Here is a 16,171-nt window from a genome sequence, read left to right as displayed (position 1 = left end):
GGCGGGTGTGGATCCGGGTGAGTGTGGGCGGGGCGGGTATGGGGGTGGACTGCGAGGCTTGGCTGGTGTTGGTTTTCGGTTTTTCCCTTGCTTGGTCGATGTTCTGGAGGTCGACATGGCGTCCGTTCCGCCCACCTTCGCGGCGCGTTGGTCCGACACGGTGGCGGCCCACCCGTACGCGCCCTTTTTGATCTGGGAGGCGCCCGACGGGGCGGTGACGCGCTGGGATTACGCCGAGTTCGACGCCCTCGTCGCGCGCGTGGCCGGCGGGCTGATCGCGCGGGGCGTCCGGCCCGGCGACCGGGTCGGCATCGCGTTGCGCAACTGCCCGGCGTACGTCGCGCTGTGGCTCGCGCTGGTCCGCCTCGGCGCGGCGATGGTGTGCTCCGACCCTTCCGCGCGAACCCCGGAACTGGCCGCGCACCTGCGCCGGACCGAAGCCCGGCTCGGCTTCTGCGCGCCCGAACGGGCCGCCGACTACCGGGCGGCCGCTGCCGAGACCGGCACGACCGTGGTCGAGGTCGCGGAGGACGACACCGACCTGACGCTCCTGCTGGGCCGGCCCCCGAGCGCGGGTACGCCCGCACCCGGCCCGTACGACCTGGCCGGGTTGATGTTCACCTCCGGCACCACGGCCGAGCCCAAGTGCGTGATGGTCACCCAGGCCAACTACGCCTTCACCGGCACCGTGATGGCCGAGGCCGCCGAACTCGGGTCCAGGGACCGCCAGTTCGTCGTACTGCCGATGTTCCACGCGAACGCGCAGTACTACTCGTTCGCCGCGGCCATCACCGTCGGCGCGAGCGTCGTACTGCTGCCCGCGTTCTCCGCGAGCCGGTTCGTCGCGCAGGCCGCGCGGCACGAGGTGACCCACGTGAGCCTGTTCGCCGCGCCGATCCGGATGATCCTGGCCCGCACCGGCGCCCGGAACGCGCCGCCCGGGCTGCTGGTGCGGCACTGCTGGTACGCGCAGAACGTCACCGACGACCAGTACGAGCGGTTCGCGGCGCTGCTCGGGGGCTGCCGGCCGCGCCAGTTGTACGGGATGACCGAGACGATCCCGGCGGTGCTGAGCAATCCCGCCGGCGCGCCGGTCCCGGGGTCGATGGGTCGGCCCACACCCGGCTGCGTGGTGGCCGTGCACGACGCGGCCACCGGGGCACCGGCGGCGGACGGCGAGATCGTGGTCGGCGGCGAGCCCGGGGTGAGCCTGTTCGCGGGCTACCTCGACGACCCGGCCGCGACGGCCGCCGCCTTCCGGGACGGCTGGTTCGTCACCGGCGACCGCGCCCGGGTGGACCGGGACGGCCACTTCCACTTCGCCGGGCGGCGCGGCGACGTGCTCAAGGTCGCCGGGGAGAACGTCTCGGTCGTGGAGATCGAGGCGGTACTCGCCGAGCATCCGGCGGTGTTGGAGGCGGCCGTGGTGGGCGCGCCGGACGAGGTCCGCGACGAGGTGCCGGTCGCGTTCGTGGTGGCGGTGCCCGAGGCCGGCCCGGCTGCGCTCGACGATCTCGGCGACTGGTGCGCCGAGCGGCTCGCCAAGGCCAAGCGCCCGGTGCGCTTCGAGCGGGTGGCCGAGTTGCCGAGGACCTCCGTCGGCAAGATCCGCAAGTTCCTGCTGACCGAGAGGACCACACCGTGACCGGCACGTCGTCGCCGCCTGCCACCGCCGCACTCGCCGACCTGCTCCAACTTCGGGGCCGCGCGGGCTGGTTGACCCCGCCGCTGCGGCCGTTCCATCGTGGCGGCGCGGCGGTTCTGGGTGTGGCCCGCACGGTTCGGATCGCGGCCGGCGCCGGCGCGCACGGCCTCAAACCGCTGCACGCGCTGCTCGCGGAGGACCTGACCGGCCGGGTCGTGGTGATCGCGGGCGCGGACGCGGCTCCCGGCGCGGTGTGGGGCGAGATCCTCTCCGCCGCCGCGCTGGGCCGGGGGGCGGTCGGTGCGCTGGTCGAGGGCAGCGTCCGGGACGTACCGGCGGTGGCCCGGCTGGGGTTGCGGCTGTGGGCGCTGGCGGAGGCGACGGCGGGCCCGGGGGGCGCGGTGCACGTCGCGGAGATCGGCGGTCCGATCGAGATCGGCGACACCGCTATCGCGGACGGCGATCCCATCCTGCTGGACGACGGCGGCGCGGTGGCGCTGCCGGCCGCCGACGCGGACACGTTGCTCGCCGACGCGCTCACCTACCACCGGGCGGAGGAGGAGGTGCTGGCGGCCCTGACCGCCGGCCTGCGCCTGCCCCGCGCCTACACTCCGAAGGCCGAGGCGATCACCCGCCTCCGGAGCCGCTGACCCGGGCGAGGCGGTGCTCGCCGACGCGGCAGCGGCAGCCCGGTCGAGTCCGGCCGAACACAGGCGGGCCGGGCGGTGCTCCCGACCCGGCGGGCCGATCGAGTCCGGCCGCGCACGGGCCGGGCGCTCGTGCCGAGGGGCGAATTCTCGAACACGACGATTCCGCTCGCCCTTTGTCCGGCGACCCTGATCCGCGCACGCCCGCACGGCCAATGGCAAGCCGCCATCGCCGCGCGACGCCGATTCCGATGGCCGTCGCCGGTTTTCGGCAGTACGTCGACGCTTGCCGATCGGTGCCCTACGGTGAAAGCACGGCGTCATCGTGCGGTATATCCGGAGGTGGGGATCGTGATCGACGACCGGTTGAAATGCGCGGCCGAGAAGGTGGCCCGCGAAGTACCGACTCCGTTCCATGTGGTGGATCCCGGCGGCGTCGAACGGGATTTCGTGGCGATGGACAAGGCGTGGCGCGAATTCTTTCCTCGCTTCTCTCTCGCGTACTCGTACAAGAGCAATCCACTCGTGGCGTTCACCCGGCTGCTGCGTTCCCTGGGGGCGCTGGCCGAGGTTGTTTCGGGACCCGAATTACAGGCCGCGCTCGACGACGGTTTCGCGCCGCGGGACATTCTTTTCGACGGTCCGGTGAAAAGCCCCGCCGAGTCGGCGTTCGCCGTGGCGCGCGGCGTGGGACTGCAGATCGACTCGTCGGCCGAGGCCGAGCACCTGGCCGCCGCCACGCGCGATTCGGGCGGCGCGCCGCGGGTGTGTCTGCGGCTCGCGATGCCCACCGACTCGGGGCGGTGGTCGCGCTTCGGCCTGCTGCCCGACGAGGCGCCGTACGCGTGGCGGCTGCTCGCCGACGCCGGCGTCGTGGTGCGCGGCGTACACCTGGGCGTGGGCACGCTTGTTCGCGATCCCGAGACGTACCGCGCCGCGATCCGGCTGTGGCGGCGGACGATCCGAGCGTGGGCCGCGGCGTCGGACGAGCCGTTCGTCCTGAATCTGGGCGGCGGTTTTCCCCCGCGTCGGGAGGCCGCCGATCCCATCGCCCCCTGGCGGGACTTCGCGGCGGGTGCCGCCGAGGAGTGCCGGTCGATCGGTCTGCCGCCCGAGGACGTGCGACTGGTGATCGAGCCGGGGCGCAGCCTCGTCGAGGAGCACGGCGTGCTCGTCGCCCGCGTGGCTGTGCGCAAGCGGCGCGCCGAGGGCGCCGACCTCCTGGTACTCGACGCCGGCACCAACCTCGCCCGCACGGTCAAGTCGCGCCCGCACCCGATCGAGTTCGTGCGGGCCGATCCGCCGTCGCCGACCGGGGCGCCGCCCGGGACGGATGCGTTCGACCTGTACGGCAACAACTGCTACGAGGAGGACGTGTTCGCCCGAGGGATGCGCGGGCCCGCGTCGCTCGCGCCGGGGGATCTGGTCCTGGTGGGGTGTGTGGGTGCGTACGACATGCCGTTCTCCCACGTGTGGGTTCGTCCCCGGCCCCCGGTGTTCGCGGTGAGCGACTCCGATGACCACGTCGTGGTCCGGGAGAGGGGCACGCGGATCCGGTGATCGGGCGGCGTCCGGCCGGTCGGGGTCCCCCGATCGGCGGGGCGCCCCGCGATGCCTGGGTTCGCGCCTCACCGATCCGGGCTCCCTTCCCGCGCGAACGTCCGGTGGTAGTGGATGTAGCGCCCCAGCACGGCGGCGTCGATCACCGGCGGCTGCCATCCGATCCGGCGCGCGAGGCCCTCGGCGCGCGTGATCGAGAACCGCGTGGTGCCGTCCTGGAAGACGTCGGCCAGCCCGCCGGCGCGGGTGGGGTCGTGCCCGTTCGTGCGCCCCGCGGCGCCGGGCGCCGGCAGCAGCGCGAGTGCGCCGGCGAGTGTGCGGTCCTCGGGGTCGGTACGCACGGTCCGGGCCAGCAGGTCGTGGAAGGTCGCGTACTCGACCGGCCGCAACGCGAACGCGGCACCGAACTCCCCCAGCAACGTGCCCAGTCGCAGGGCTCGCGGGTGCAGCAGGTGGAACCAGCCGCGTTCGTGGCGGGTGACGGCCGCGGTGAGCAGCGCGCCGACGGCGTCCACCGGCGTGTAGTCCACGGACAGGGCCGCGTCGGCGGGGTGCGCCCCCACGCGCAGGCACGCGCGGATGAGCAGATCCGTGCGCGAGCCGGGGTTGGGCACGCCGGTGTCCGTCGCGGGCATCACCTCGCCGAGCCGGTGCACCGCCACCGGCAGGCCGCGCTGCGCGGCTTGGAGAACGAGCTGTTCGGCGACCCATTTCGAGTGCCCGTAACCGGTTCTCGCCGCGACCGAGGCGGGCCACGGAGCCTCGGGCACCCGGTCGTCGTCGCCCGGCGCGGCCGGTCGAAGCGGCGGGTCGGCACGTGCGGCGAGGGTGGAGACGAAGTGCAGCGCCTTGGGGTGGTGGACCGTCGCGAAGCGCAGGACCTCCACGGTGCCCGAGACGTTGGCCGGTCGATGGGCCGGGTAGCCGCGGACGAGGTTGACCAGCGCGCCCGCGTGCACGATCGTGTCGACGTGCTCGGCGAGGCGGACCGCGTACGCGGGCGCGAGGCCGAGTCCGGGTGCGGCCAGATCGCCGGTCACGGCCGTCAGGCGCGGTGCGTACTCGGGGCGCCACAGTCGATAGTGCCGCAGGGTCGCCTCGACGCGTCGCCGGGCGGCCCGCGCGTCGTGCGCGCGCACGAGGCAGTATGCCCGGACGTCGGGCAGCCGCAGAATGTCACGCAGCACGTGCGCGCCGACGAATCCGGTCACGCCCGTGAGCAACACGTGGCGTACGCGCGGCGGTTCCTCGGGCACCGCGGGCACGCGGATGCCCGGGTCCAGGACGAGGTCCGCGCCGACCCGGCCGCCGACATCCCGGCGCGCCTCGGACGCGGTGCCGGCGCTCGTGCCGACGTGCCGGGCTCCCGCCCGGTGCCCGGCGGGGTGGGCGAGTGTGCCCAGTCGCGCCAGTTGCGCGGCCACGGTCGGGGCCGCGACCACGTCGCGCACCGAGAAGCGGGCCCGGAAGCGGGCCGACACGGCGAGCGCGAGCCGCTGCGCGCTCAGCGAGTCGCCGCCGCTGTCGAAGAAGTCCTCGTCGGTGCCGGTGACCGGCTCGGGCAGCACGCGTGCCCACAGCTCCAGCAGCGCGGGCAGCTCCTGCCCGGGCGGGGGAACCCCGCGCGGGTCGGCGGAATCGAGTTCGTGCGCATCGCCGTTCGCCGGTCGGACGAGCAGGTCCGCGAGGGCGCCGCGATCGGCTTTGCCGTTGCCGTTGACCGGCAGCCGATCGAGGATCAGGAACCGCTTGGGGACCAGTTCGACCGGCAGCGCCGCACGCGCGTGCCGGGCCAACTCGGCGCCCGACGTGGCGCCGGCGACGGTGACGAAGGCCGCGAGGTACGTCGCGCCACCGTGTTCGTGGGCGATCACCTTGACCTCGCGCACGTGCGGATGGGCGGCGATCGCGTGCTCGACCTCGGCGGATTCCACCCGCACTCCGCCGATCTTGAACTGTTGATCGCGCCGACCGTCGAAGAACAGCACGCCGTCCCGGTCGTGGTGCCCGAGGTCGCCCGTGCGGTACATGCGCGATCCGGGCAGTTCGGGAAACGGGTTGTCCACGAACGCCGCCGCGGTGCGCGTCGCGTCGTCGAGGTAGCCGAGGCCCAGACACACGCCGCCGATGTGGATCTCGCCGATCTCGCCCGGCTCGACGGGCCGTGCGCGGTCGTCCAGGACGATGGCCCACGTGTTGTCGATGGGCCGCCCGATCGGCAGCGGCACGCGGTCGTCCCGGCTGACGTCGTGGAAGACCGACCCGATCGCGGCCTCGGTGGGACCGTACGTGTTGACGATCTCGACCCCGGGCAACATCGCGCGAAAGCGCCGCACGGCACGCGCGTTGATCTCCTCGCCGCCGATCAACAACCGGCGCAGGCAGGTTAGCGGCGGTATCAGCCGCGGTTCGGAGTCGAGGAGTTCGACCAGGCCGTTGAAGATCGTGGGCACGAAGTCGGTCATCGTGACCTGGTGGCGCTCGATCACGCGCACGGTGGCGGTCAGGTCGAGCATGTGGCCGGGCTCGGGGATCACGACGGTTCCGCCGTGCGTGAGGGGCCACAGGAGCTGCCACAACGACGAGTCGAACGTGTGCCGGCTGTTCTGGAGCACCCGGTGCGGGGCGCCGTCGACGAAACGTCGGGTCATGTAGAGGAAGCGGTTGAGCAGGCCCCGGTGCACGTTCAGGGCGCACTTGGGTACGCCGGTGGAACCGGATGTGTAGAAGCCGTAGGCGAGGTCCCGGGGACCCGGACGGGCGCCGCGTGGTCGGGCGTCGGCTTCGTCGAGCCGCTCGACGTCGACGACGAGCGTCGCGGGCCCGCCGTCGCCGTTCGACCAGGTCGTCGCGGGAGCGGGCCGCTCGCCCGGCGCGGCGATCGACACGACGACCCGGGGCGCGCACGCGCGCACCATGTCGTGCAGGCGCGGGGCCGGCCACCGCGCGTCCAGCGGGAGGAACGCCGCGCCCGCCGCCAGCACTCCGAGCATGGCCACCGGCAGAGCGGGGCCGTTGTGGGCGACCAGCGGTACCAGATCCCCCGGCCCGACACCGAGGTCGTGCAGATCGCGGGCCACCGCGTTCGCCGCCCGCGTCACGCGCCGGTAGTCGAGGGAGCGGCCCGCCCACTCGACCGCCGGCGCGTGCGGGGTGAGCGCCGTTCGGGCCTCGACGAGGTCCAAAACGGTGTGGTCCGCGGGCAGCGGGACGACCCGTCCGAGAAACCGTGCAACCTGTGTCTCACGCAACATACGCATGTCGTTGAAGCCCCTGTCGCATCGTTTCGTGGGCCGGGGCGTGCGGCGGCCGCGGTGTTCGACCAGGCGGGGGCGGGATCGCGGGTCGACGCGAATCGAGCCGCGATTCCCGCCACCGACGCCGGATCAGACCTCGGTCGCCACCCAGCTGATGTACCAGCCGTGGCTCACCGCGTACTCCACGCTCAGGGGTCGCCCGTCCTGCCAGCGCACGTAGATGCGAAAGCCCTTCGCGGTGGGCGTGTAGATGGTGTTGCCGCCGGTGGTCGTCCACATCGAGTCGCGGCCGCACAGGTTCGCCGTGTACACCGGGGTCTCCGCGAAGTTGCCCGCGCTGGTGTCCACGTCGATGTAGATCCCGGTGCCGTTGTCCTCTTCCACGTGCTGCTGCCAGTCCCCGACGGGCGTATTACCGGCGATAAACCTCGGATTGGTCACGTCGATCCTTTCGACGAAGAATGAACACACACCGGACCGGCGGCGTCCGATGTCGAGTCTCAGCGATCGGTTCCGAAGATCACAAGGCGCCGAAGTCAATCTTCGTGGAATTAAGTTGAATGATCTCCTCCGATATAAATGATCTCGACACGGAGACGATCATTCCCACGTCGGCGAACACACCGGGCGTCGCCCTGCCCCTTTTTCTCGAAATGCGAGAGGAGCCTTGACAGTACATCCGTGCGGTGTGAAGCATGGCTAACGGTCGAGCGCCGGGATCGAATTGCCCGATCGGCCGCTGCCGATAATCACGCATTTCCGAATGCGATGTCGCCGGACCGGGACATCGATTCGATCATCCCCTCTGTCTGTGAGGTGTGCCCGCTCGTGGATCAGACGCGCCTGCGTACCGAAGAATACGAATTCGGTGTCCCTGATTCCTGGGACCGATTCGCCGACGTCGTGGCACGGGCCTATGGCGGCTACGACGCCGCCCCCGCGTACCGGGCGGTCGTCGCCGAGGTGTTCGAGCCCAAACGCTCGCTGTTCGTGCGCCGCGACGGCCGGCCGTGCGCCACCCTCGCGCTCTACTCGTTCGACATGGGCGTCCCGGGCGGCCGTCGGCCGATCGCCGGTCTCGGCTACATCACCGTGGACCCCACCCACCGGCGCCGCGGGCTGATGCGCGGCATGATCCAACGCACACTCGCCGGCCTGCACGAACGCGGCGAGGAGCCGGTCGCCGCACTGCACACCACCGAGCCGGCGATCTACGGCCGTTTCGGGTTCGGCGGCGCCACTCGCGCCGTCCATCTGGAAATCCCGCGCCATGCACGGGAGTTGACGATCTCGCAGCTCGAACCGCTCCTCCCGGTACGCGTCGCGGAGCCCGCGGAATGCGTTGCGCACATCGCGCGCATCCACGACGGCGAACCGGACCGGCACCCCGGCACCTTCCACCGCGACGACGCGTGGACCCGCCGCGCCCTGTCGGACCTGCCCGAGCGTCGCGGCGGCGCCGGTCGCATGTTGTGCATGCTGGCCGAGGACTCGGACGAAGGCGGCCGGCCGCGCGGATACGCCCTGTACGCGCTGACCGCCCGCTGGGTGGACTCCTATCCCCGCTACGACGTGCACGTGCGCGAGGTGTTCGCCGAGGACTCCCTGGCGTACGCGAGCGTGTGGCGTGCGCTGCTCGACATCGACCTGGCCGGAACGGTGATCGCCGACCGGCCCGTCGACGACCCGATCCTGGCCCTGCTGGCCGATCCGCGCAGCGCGGTGCCCGTCGTGCGCGACCAGCTCTACACCCGCGTCGTGGACCTCGAACGCGCCCTTCCACAGCGCGGGTACGCGGCCGAGATCGACCTGGTGCTCGACCTCATCGATCCGGACTGCCCCTGGAATCACGGGCGTTGGCGACTACGCACCGGCGCGGACGGCGCCTCGTGCGCGCGCACGGCCTCACCGGCCGAGCTGTCCCTTTCGGCCCGCGAGTTGGGCGCCGTGTATCTGGGAGGCACCTCCCTCGTACAACTCGCCGCGGCCGGCCGGGTGATCGAGCACCGCGCCGGCGCGGTGCGGGCGGCCGCGCGGGCGTTCCGGCACGACCCCGCGCCGTTCTGCCCGATGGTCTTTTGACCCGGGCGAATCGGCGGCCACGTATACGACGTGAGGAGGCGCTCGCATGCCCGGTCCCGGGTACGCGTGGTTCGGTGACGAGGAACGCCGCAATATCGCGGAGGTCCTCGACGCCTGGCAGAGCACGATCTCGGTCCACTCCCAACCCCTGTCCGACGACTCGCAATGCCGCCGGCTGGAACGCGAGACCGCCGACCTGCTCGCGACCACGCACTGCCTGACGCTCAACAGCGGCACCTCGGCGCTGCTCGCCGCGCTCGCCGCCCTCGGTATCGGTCCCGGGGACGAGGTGATCGTGCCGGGATACATGTATGTCGCCTGCCTGGCCGCGATCGCCTACAGCGGTGCGACGCCCGTACTGGCCGAAATCGACGAATCACTCACGCTGGACCCCGAGGACGTGCTGACCCGGATCACTCCGCGTACCCGCGCGATCATGGCCGTGCACATGCTCGGCGCGGCGTGCGACATGGACGCGCTCACGCGCATCGCGCGAGAGCACGACCTCGCGCTGATCGAGGACGCGGCGCAGGCATGCGGTGGCGAGTACCGCGGCCGCCGCCTGGGCACACTCGGCGACGTCGGGGTCTTCTCCCTCAACGTGTTCAAGGTCGTCACCGGCGGCGACGGCGGCCTGCTCGTGACCGAGGACCCCGAGACGTTCCAACGCGCGTACTCCTTCCACGACCACGGCTGGTTCCCCTACCGCCGCCAGGACGGCCCCGGTGATGTGCTGCTGGGTCTGAACCTGCGCATGACCGAGTTCACCGCGGCGATCAGCCGTGCCCAACTCGCCCGCCTGGATGCCGTCCTGGCACACATCCGCGGGCTCGAACGACAGTTGACCGAGGCGATCGGCACGCGCGACGGACTCACCCGGCGGACCCTGCACGACGCCGACGGAAACTGCGCGACCGTCGCGGTCTACCTCTTCGACGACCGCGAAGCGGCCGACCAGGTCGCCGCCGGTTTGGGATCGAAGACGTTGCTGCACTCGCCCAAGCACCACTACGGCGGCCTGCCCGAGTTGCGCGCCCTCGCCGACCCGCGACACCCGTCCTGCCCCTTCCGGCCGGTCGAGTCGCCCGCGCGCGGGCACACGTATCGCCCCGGCGCGCTGCCGCGTACCGACGACGTGCTCGCCAGGTCGGTGGCTCTGACGGTCGGGCTCACCGACACCTACCTCGGTGCCGACTTCGGAGTCGACGTCTTCAGCCGCCCGCACGACATCGCCGCCGCCGCCGACAAGTTCCGGGCGACGGTCGACGCGGTCCTGGGCTGAGCCAACGGAGCGGAGTACGCATCGTGTCGCAACGAAACCCGGGGACGCCCACGGCGCCGCACACACCGCTGATCAGCGTCGTGGTGCCGTGCTACAACGAAGAGGAGGTGATCGCGCGCACGCATCGCCGGATCTCGAAGGTGATGGCGGCCCTGGAGGCCACCGAGCACGAGATCGTCTTCGTCGACGACGGCAGCCGCGACCGCACGTGGGACGTCCTGACCAGCGTCGCACGCGCGGATCCACGCGTGCGCCTGGTGCGATTCACCCGCAACTTCGGCCAACAGCCCGGCATCATGGCCGGTCTGCGCGAGGCGCGCGGCGACGCGGTGATCACCATCGACGCCGATCTGCAGGACCCGCCCGAACTCATCCCGGAAATGGTCGAGCGCTGGACCCAGGGCTGGGCCGTCGTCTCGGGCCGGCGTACCGAACGCCTCGGCGACTCCCGGTTCAAGGTCGGCACCGCGTACGCCTTCTACCGGGTGCTCGAGTTGCTCGCCGACCACCCCGTCGCGGTGGACACGGGCGACTTTCGCCTGCTCGACCGCGCCGTCGTGGAGACCCTGACCGGGCTGCCCGGCGACCCGAGCTACATCCGCGGGCTCGTCGGCTGGGCCGGCTACGCCGAGACCAGCGTCGAGTACGGCCGCGAACCGCGCTCGGCCGGCCGGTCCAAGTACACGCTGCGCAAGATGGCGGCCCTGTCCCGCTGCGGCCTGATGACGTGCAGTACCGCTCCGGCACGGCTGCCCGCCGCCGTCGGTGTCGCGTGGCTCGGCGGGACGGCGCTCACCAGTGTGCTGCGCCGTCGACCGATGCCGGTCGCCGCTTGGACGTTCGGGTGTGAGGCGGTGCTCCTGGGCGTGCTGGGCGAGTACCTGCGCATGGTCCACCAGGAGGCACGTGGACGCCCGGCGTACGTGGTCGGCGGGCGTATGTCGCAACCCGCCGTCAAGCCCGTCCCCGTGCTCGCCGACTCGGAAGGACAGGTGTCGTGACCCCCCGCGGCCCCCGCCGGTTCGACGTCGTGGTGGTGGGAGCCGGCTTCACCGGGCTCGCCGCGGCGCACGAACTGGGTCTCGCGGGCCTGAAGACCCTGGTGATCGAGGCCGAGGACCGCATCGGCGGCCTGGCCGGCACCTTCGACGTCGCGGGCGGGCGCCTCGAACGCTTCTACCACCACTGGTTCGAGTCCGACCACGACATGTTCGGGCTGCTCACCGAGCTCGGCAGCGCCCACCTGATCGAACGCCACCCCGCCCGCACGGGCTTCTATCACGCGAACACGATCCACCGGCTGTCGAGCCCACTCGACGTGTTGCGCTTCGCGCCGCTGCCGCCCGCGGACCGGGTGCGCCTGGGGCTGATGGTCGTGCGCGCGGCGCGCGTGCGGCACTGGCGCCAACTGGAGGCGCTCACCGCCGAGGAGTGGCTCGTGGGCATCGGCGGCCGGCGCGTGTACGAACGTGTGTGGCAGCCGCTCCTGGAGGGCAAGTTCGGCGCGTACGCCTCCCAGGTGGGCGCGACGTGGATGTGGACGAAACTGCACCTGCGCGGCGGCAGCCGGGGCAGGTCCGGCCGCGAGATGCTGCTCTACCTGCGCGGCGGATGCGGCGCGCTGCTCGACGTGTGGCGACCGCGGCTGTGCCAACTCGGGGTCGACCTGCGCCTGCGCAGTCCGGTCGGTGCCGTGGAGGTCGACCACACCGGAGTCACCGGCGTACGCGTGGGCGACGAGGTACTCGCCACCCGACGCGTCCTGGTGACCACCGCGCCCGGCCTGCTCGCCGACATGCTCGACGGTCAGGACGACGCCCACCTCGCGGTGCCCGCCGTGCGCCGACGACTGGGGAACATCCCCTATCTCGCGAACATCTGCCTCGTCCTGGAGAACACGCACGCGCTCTCGGACACCTATTGGCTCAACGTCGACGACCCCGAGTTCCCCTACGTGGGGGTCATCGAGCACACCAACTTCGACGACCCGGGACGCTACGGCGGCCGGCACATCGTCTACCTGTCCAAATACCTGCCCGCCGACGCGGAGCTGTATCGGATGAGCGACGCCGAGGTACTCGCCTACAGCCTTCCGCACCTGCGTCGGATGTTCCCCCGCTTCCGCGACGCCTGGATACACGACTACCACGTGTGGCGCGCGGACCACGCGCAACCGGTGATCACCGCGAACTACTCACGCGTCGTGCCGGAGGTGGAATGCGAGATCCCCGGTCTGTACATGGCCGGCATGGCTCAGGTCTTCCCCGAGGACCGGGGCACCAACTACGCCGTACGGCAGGGCAGGAACGCGGGCAGGCTGATCGCGGACCGGGCCCGCACCCGCCGGCGCACCGGCCTGGCGAGTGTACGAATCGGAGGCGACACGTGAGCGAACTGCTCGATGCGCAGGCGTGCGAGCGGCTGTCGATCGACGAGGTCCACGACCTGTATCGCCGCCACGTCAGCCGCAGTCAGGTGTCGCTCATCGGCGCCTTCGGGTTCGGCCGTGAACTCGTCGATCACGCCGAGGGTGCCTGGATCACGCTGCGGGACGGCCGCCGCGTGCTCGATTTCACCGGCGGTGTGGGCGTGTTGAGCCACGGCCACAACCATCCGCGTATCCTCGCCGCCCGGGAGCGCTTCGCCCGGCGCCGGGCCATGGAGGTGCACAAGAACTTCCTCTCCCCCTACGTGGCCGCACTCGCGCACAACCTCGCCGCGTTGCTGCCCGGTGACCTGGACATCGCCTATTTCCCGAACTCCGGCGCCGAAGCCGTCGAGGGCGCGGTGAAGCTCGCGTACAAATACCACGGCGGCCGGCGCGGCACGATCCTGCACACCGACATCTCCTTCCACGGCAAGCTCCTGGGCGCGGGCAGTCTGACCGCGTCCCCCGAGGTGCACTTCCCCTATCCCCGCCTTCCGGGCACCGACCACTTCGCCTTCGACGACCTCGACTCGTTCGAACTCGCCCTGGACCGGCACCGCACGCGCGAGGGCAGCGACGTGTACGCGGTCGTCCTCGAACCGTTCAGCGCCTCCGCCGTCCGCGAGTGCTCCGAGGAGTTCCTGCGCGCGGTACGCCGTCGGTGCGACGAACTCGACATCGTGCTCGTCTTCGACGAGGTGTTCACCGGCTGGGGGCGCACCGGCACGCTGTTCCACTTCATGCGCCATCCGGGTCTGATCCCCGACGTGGTCACGATGTCCAAGTCCTTCGGCGGCGGGAAGGCGTCGATCTCCGGCTACGTCGCGCGCGAACCGCTCTTTCGCCGGGCGTACGACAACCTGGCCGACGCGACCCTGCACAGCACCACCTACTACGGCTTCGGCGAGGAGACCGTCACCGCGCTGGAAGCCGTCGCGATCGCGGTCGAGGACGACTACCCCGCGCGCGCCCGCCACATCGGCGAGCGACTCGGGCAGGGTTTGGCCAAACTGGCCGATACGCACAGCACGCTCGTCGCCGCCACCACCGGGCGCGGCGGGCTGCACGGCGTGTTCCTGAACGCCGCGCCGACCCGCCTGGACCGGTTGGTGCGCCTGCTCCCCGCGTCCTTCGCGCGCGACCCGCAACTGCGCGCCAAACTCGTCACGGGAGCCGTGGTCGGCGCGCTGTACCGCGACCACGACGTGCTCACCTACTTCGGCTCCAACCACGGCCTGCCGTTGATCGTCGCGCCGCCGCTGATCGTCGAGGACCGCGAAATCGACCTGTTCCTCGCGGCCCTGGACAGCGTGCTCGACAAGGGCGCCGCCCGCCTGGTGGCCGCGTTCGTGAAGGAACGGGCAAGCGCGTGAGCCGGCTCGCGCGGGCCGCGCGGGCCCTGCGCGCGGGCGGCCTCGAACGCGTGTGGGCCGCGCGATATCCACCGCTGCGCGAACCGGACGCCGCCGAAGCCGCACGCACGCACGTCGTCGGCAGCGTCGCCGCGCTCTCACCGCCCTATCGCGGCGCGTTCACCCTGGCACTGCGCATGGTCCCGCTGTGCTTTCGGCTCGTGACCGGACGCCGCCTGGCCGGCGCGCCGGCGCAGGTCCTGCTGGTCGGAGCCACCCGTCTGGAACGGGTGCCGCTCGTGGGCACGGTCGTGCGCGCGAGCGGCACCCTCGCCTGCTACGGCGGCCTGGACGGGCTGCCGACCGCCGCGCGGGATCCCCTCCCCGCGGCCGGCACGCCCGACGATCCCCGGGAGCGGACATGGACCGACGCCGCACGGTGATCGAGTGCGACTCCCTCGTCGTCGGTTCGGGCGCCGGAGGTGCGGTCGCCGCACGCGAACTCGCGCTCGCGGGCCGCGCACCCGTCGTGGTGGAAGAGGGTCCCGAAGCGCCCGACTCCGATCTCGCCGCACGTTCCCCGGCCGAGAACATGCGCCGGCTGTACCGCGACGCCGGACTGTCCCCGATCCACGGCCGACCCGCGATCGCCTTCGGCGAGGGGCGCTGCGTCGGCGGCACCACCGTCGTCAACGGCGGCCTGCTGTGGCATCCGCCGGCCGACCTGCTCGCCCGCTGGGCGCGGCGCTTCGGCATCGACGGCTACCTGGCCGAACACCTCGCGCCGCACGCCCGGGAGATCACCCGTCGGCTGTCGGTGCACACCCACCCCGAACGCGCCCCCGCCAACCGCGACTCGCACCTGCTCGCCCTCGGGGCCGACGCCCTGGGATGGCACACCGACGGCGCCCGGCGCGCGATCCGGGAATGCCGGCACAGCAACCGCTGTGCCACCGGGTGCCCCACCGGAGCGAAACAGAGCATGGCCCTGACCTACCTGCCCGAAGCCCGGCGCGCCGGTGCCCGGGTGCACCCGAACACCCGCGTCGTCCGCCTGGTCCACCACGCCGGCGTCGTCACCGAGGTGCACGCCGTCGGCCCCGGCGGCCGACTCCTCGCCTACCGGCCCGAGGTGGTCTTCCTCGCCGCCGGCGCGCTGTGCACACCCGTGCTCCTGCAACGCAGCCGCGTGCACGAACGCACGGCCGGCCGGCACACCGCGTTCCACGTCAACGTCCGCCTGAACGCCCGTTTCGCCGAGCCCGTCCGGGCGCGCGACGCGACCATCTTCACCACCCAGCTTCGCGAGTTCGCCAAGCTGGGCATCCTGGTCATGCCCGCCAACCTCACCCCCGGCACGCTGGCCGCCGGATTCGCCGGTCATCCGCCGCACGTACTGGAAGGCATGCTCGCCGACATCGACCGCGTCGGGACGTACACCGCCCAGGTGCGCATGTCGGGGCCCCTGCGGATCCGCGCGCTGCCCGGCGGGGGCCGACTCCTGCGCCACCGCATCCGCGCGAGCGACCGCGACCTGCTGCGTTTCGCGGTGGAGCAGGCCGCGCGAGTGCTGTTCGCGGCGGGCGCGGTGGAGGTGTACGCCCCCGAGCGGCAGGTGCTGCGCGGCGTCGACGACGTGGACACGTTCGCGGCCCGCGCCGACCCGCGCCGGTGGGACCTGGTTTCGGTGCACGCGATGGCCTCGTGCCCGATGGGCGGCGCCGACCGCGGCGGGATGTGCGACCCGTACGGCCGACCCTACGGCCTGCGCAACCTGCACATCTGCGACGCCGCCGTGCTTCCCGGTGCGACCGGTGTGAGCCCGCAGGGCACGATCATGGCCTTCGCGCACGAGATCCTCGCCCGGCACATCTGCGCGCCCGCCCCCGTTTGGCGCTGACCCACCCGTACCCGTACC

At 72.2% G+C, this 16,171-nt stretch carries 12 protein-coding genes; 10 read left to right on the top strand and 2 right to left on the bottom strand.

Annotated elements, in window-relative coordinates:
* The first annotated feature begins 115 nt into the window (after positions 1 to 115).
* From OG948_RS48840 to OG948_RS48830, 3 genes are all read left to right on the top strand, one after another.
* Complete coding sequence (locus OG948_RS48840; protein WP_331771489.1) at positions 116 to 1,645, top strand: AMP-binding protein; 1,530 nt, start codon at positions 116 to 118, stop codon at positions 1,643 to 1,645.
* Positions 1,642 to 2,295 carry an RraA family protein gene (locus OG948_RS48835; protein WP_331771488.1) on the top strand — a complete coding sequence of 218 codons (654 nt, stop codon included), beginning with the start codon at positions 1,642 to 1,644 and terminating at the stop codon, positions 2,293 to 2,295. Before OG948_RS48840 ends, OG948_RS48835 begins: the two co-directional genes overlap by 4 nt.
* 348 nt (positions 2,296 to 2,643) lie before the next feature.
* A complete protein-coding gene (locus OG948_RS48830; protein ID WP_331771487.1) occupies positions 2,644 to 3,852 on the top strand; it encodes a hypothetical protein in 1,209 nt (402 codons plus the stop codon).
* A 68-nt stretch (positions 3,853 to 3,920) separates the two neighbouring features.
* Here the strand turns inward: OG948_RS48830 and OG948_RS48825 are convergent, their stop codons facing one another.
* Complete coding sequence (locus OG948_RS48825; RefSeq protein WP_331771486.1) at positions 3,921 to 7,106, bottom strand: amino acid adenylation domain-containing protein; 3,186 nt, start codon at positions 7,104 to 7,106, stop codon at positions 3,921 to 3,923.
* 132 nt (positions 7,107 to 7,238) lie between these two features.
* Positions 7,239 to 7,550 carry a hypothetical protein gene (locus tag OG948_RS48820; RefSeq protein ID WP_331771485.1) on the bottom strand — a complete coding sequence of 104 codons (312 nt, stop codon included), beginning with the start codon at positions 7,548 to 7,550 and terminating at the stop codon, positions 7,239 to 7,241.
* Positions 7,551 to 7,937: 387 nt separating this feature from the next.
* On the opposite strand from OG948_RS48820, the gene OG948_RS48815 reads away from it, so the two are divergent.
* Genes OG948_RS48815 through OG948_RS48785 form a run of 7 tightly spaced genes read left to right on the top strand, consistent with a single transcriptional unit; the run spans position 7,938 to position 16,153 of the window.
* Positions 7,938 to 9,191 carry a GNAT family N-acetyltransferase gene (locus OG948_RS48815; RefSeq protein WP_331771484.1) on the top strand — a complete coding sequence of 418 codons (1,254 nt, stop codon included), beginning with the start codon at positions 7,938 to 7,940 and terminating at the stop codon, positions 9,189 to 9,191.
* A 46-nt stretch (positions 9,192 to 9,237) separates the two neighbouring features.
* Positions 9,238 to 10,473: an aminotransferase class I/II-fold pyridoxal phosphate-dependent enzyme gene (locus tag OG948_RS48810; RefSeq protein WP_331771483.1), complete on the top strand. Its 1,236-nt coding sequence runs from the start codon at positions 9,238 to 9,240 to the stop codon at positions 10,471 to 10,473.
* A 23-nt stretch (positions 10,474 to 10,496) separates the two neighbouring features.
* Positions 10,497 to 11,474 carry a glycosyltransferase family 2 protein gene (locus tag OG948_RS48805; RefSeq protein WP_331771482.1) on the top strand — a complete coding sequence of 326 codons (978 nt, stop codon included), beginning with the start codon at positions 10,497 to 10,499 and terminating at the stop codon, positions 11,472 to 11,474.
* Entirely contained in the window at positions 11,471 to 12,862 is a 1,392-nt protein-coding gene (locus tag OG948_RS48800; RefSeq protein ID WP_331771481.1) for an NAD(P)/FAD-dependent oxidoreductase, read from the top strand. The genes OG948_RS48805 and OG948_RS48800 overlap by 4 nt, the downstream gene beginning before the upstream one ends.
* Entirely contained in the window at positions 12,859 to 14,274 is a 1,416-nt protein-coding gene (locus OG948_RS48795; protein WP_331771480.1) for an aminotransferase class III-fold pyridoxal phosphate-dependent enzyme, read from the top strand. The genes OG948_RS48800 and OG948_RS48795 overlap by 4 nt, the downstream gene beginning before the upstream one ends.
* Complete coding sequence (locus OG948_RS48790) at positions 14,271 to 14,696, top strand: hypothetical protein (protein WP_331771479.1); 426 nt, start codon at positions 14,271 to 14,273, stop codon at positions 14,694 to 14,696. Before OG948_RS48795 ends, OG948_RS48790 begins: the two co-directional genes overlap by 4 nt.
* Entirely contained in the window at positions 14,675 to 16,153 is a 1,479-nt protein-coding gene (locus OG948_RS48785) for a GMC family oxidoreductase N-terminal domain-containing protein (RefSeq protein ID WP_331771478.1), read from the top strand. The genes OG948_RS48790 and OG948_RS48785 overlap by 22 nt, the downstream gene beginning before the upstream one ends.
* Positions 16,154 to 16,171 lie beyond the last annotated feature (18 nt).

The sequence above is a fragment of the Embleya sp. NBC_00888 genome, assembly GCF_045207655.1.
Lineage (GTDB): Bacteria > Actinomycetota > Actinomycetes > Streptomycetales > Streptomycetaceae > Embleya.
This window is presented reverse-complemented; position numbering and strand designations above follow the sequence as displayed.

Bases quoted from the DNA above. Each gene is read 5' to 3' on its own strand.
- OG948_RS48810 (WP_331771483.1), top strand. From the start codon at position 9,238: ATGCCCGGTCCCGGGTACGCGTGGTTCGGTGACGAGGAACGCCGCAAT.
- OG948_RS48825 (WP_331771486.1), bottom strand. From the start codon at position 7,106: ATGTTGCGTGAGACACAGGTTGCACGGTTTCTCGGACGGGTCGTCCCG.
- OG948_RS48785 (WP_331771478.1), top strand. From the start codon at position 14,675: ATGGACCGACGCCGCACGGTGATCGAGTGCGACTCCCTCGTCGTCGGT.
- OG948_RS48840 (WP_331771489.1), top strand. From the start codon at position 116: ATGGCGTCCGTTCCGCCCACCTTCGCGGCGCGTTGGTCCGACACGGTG.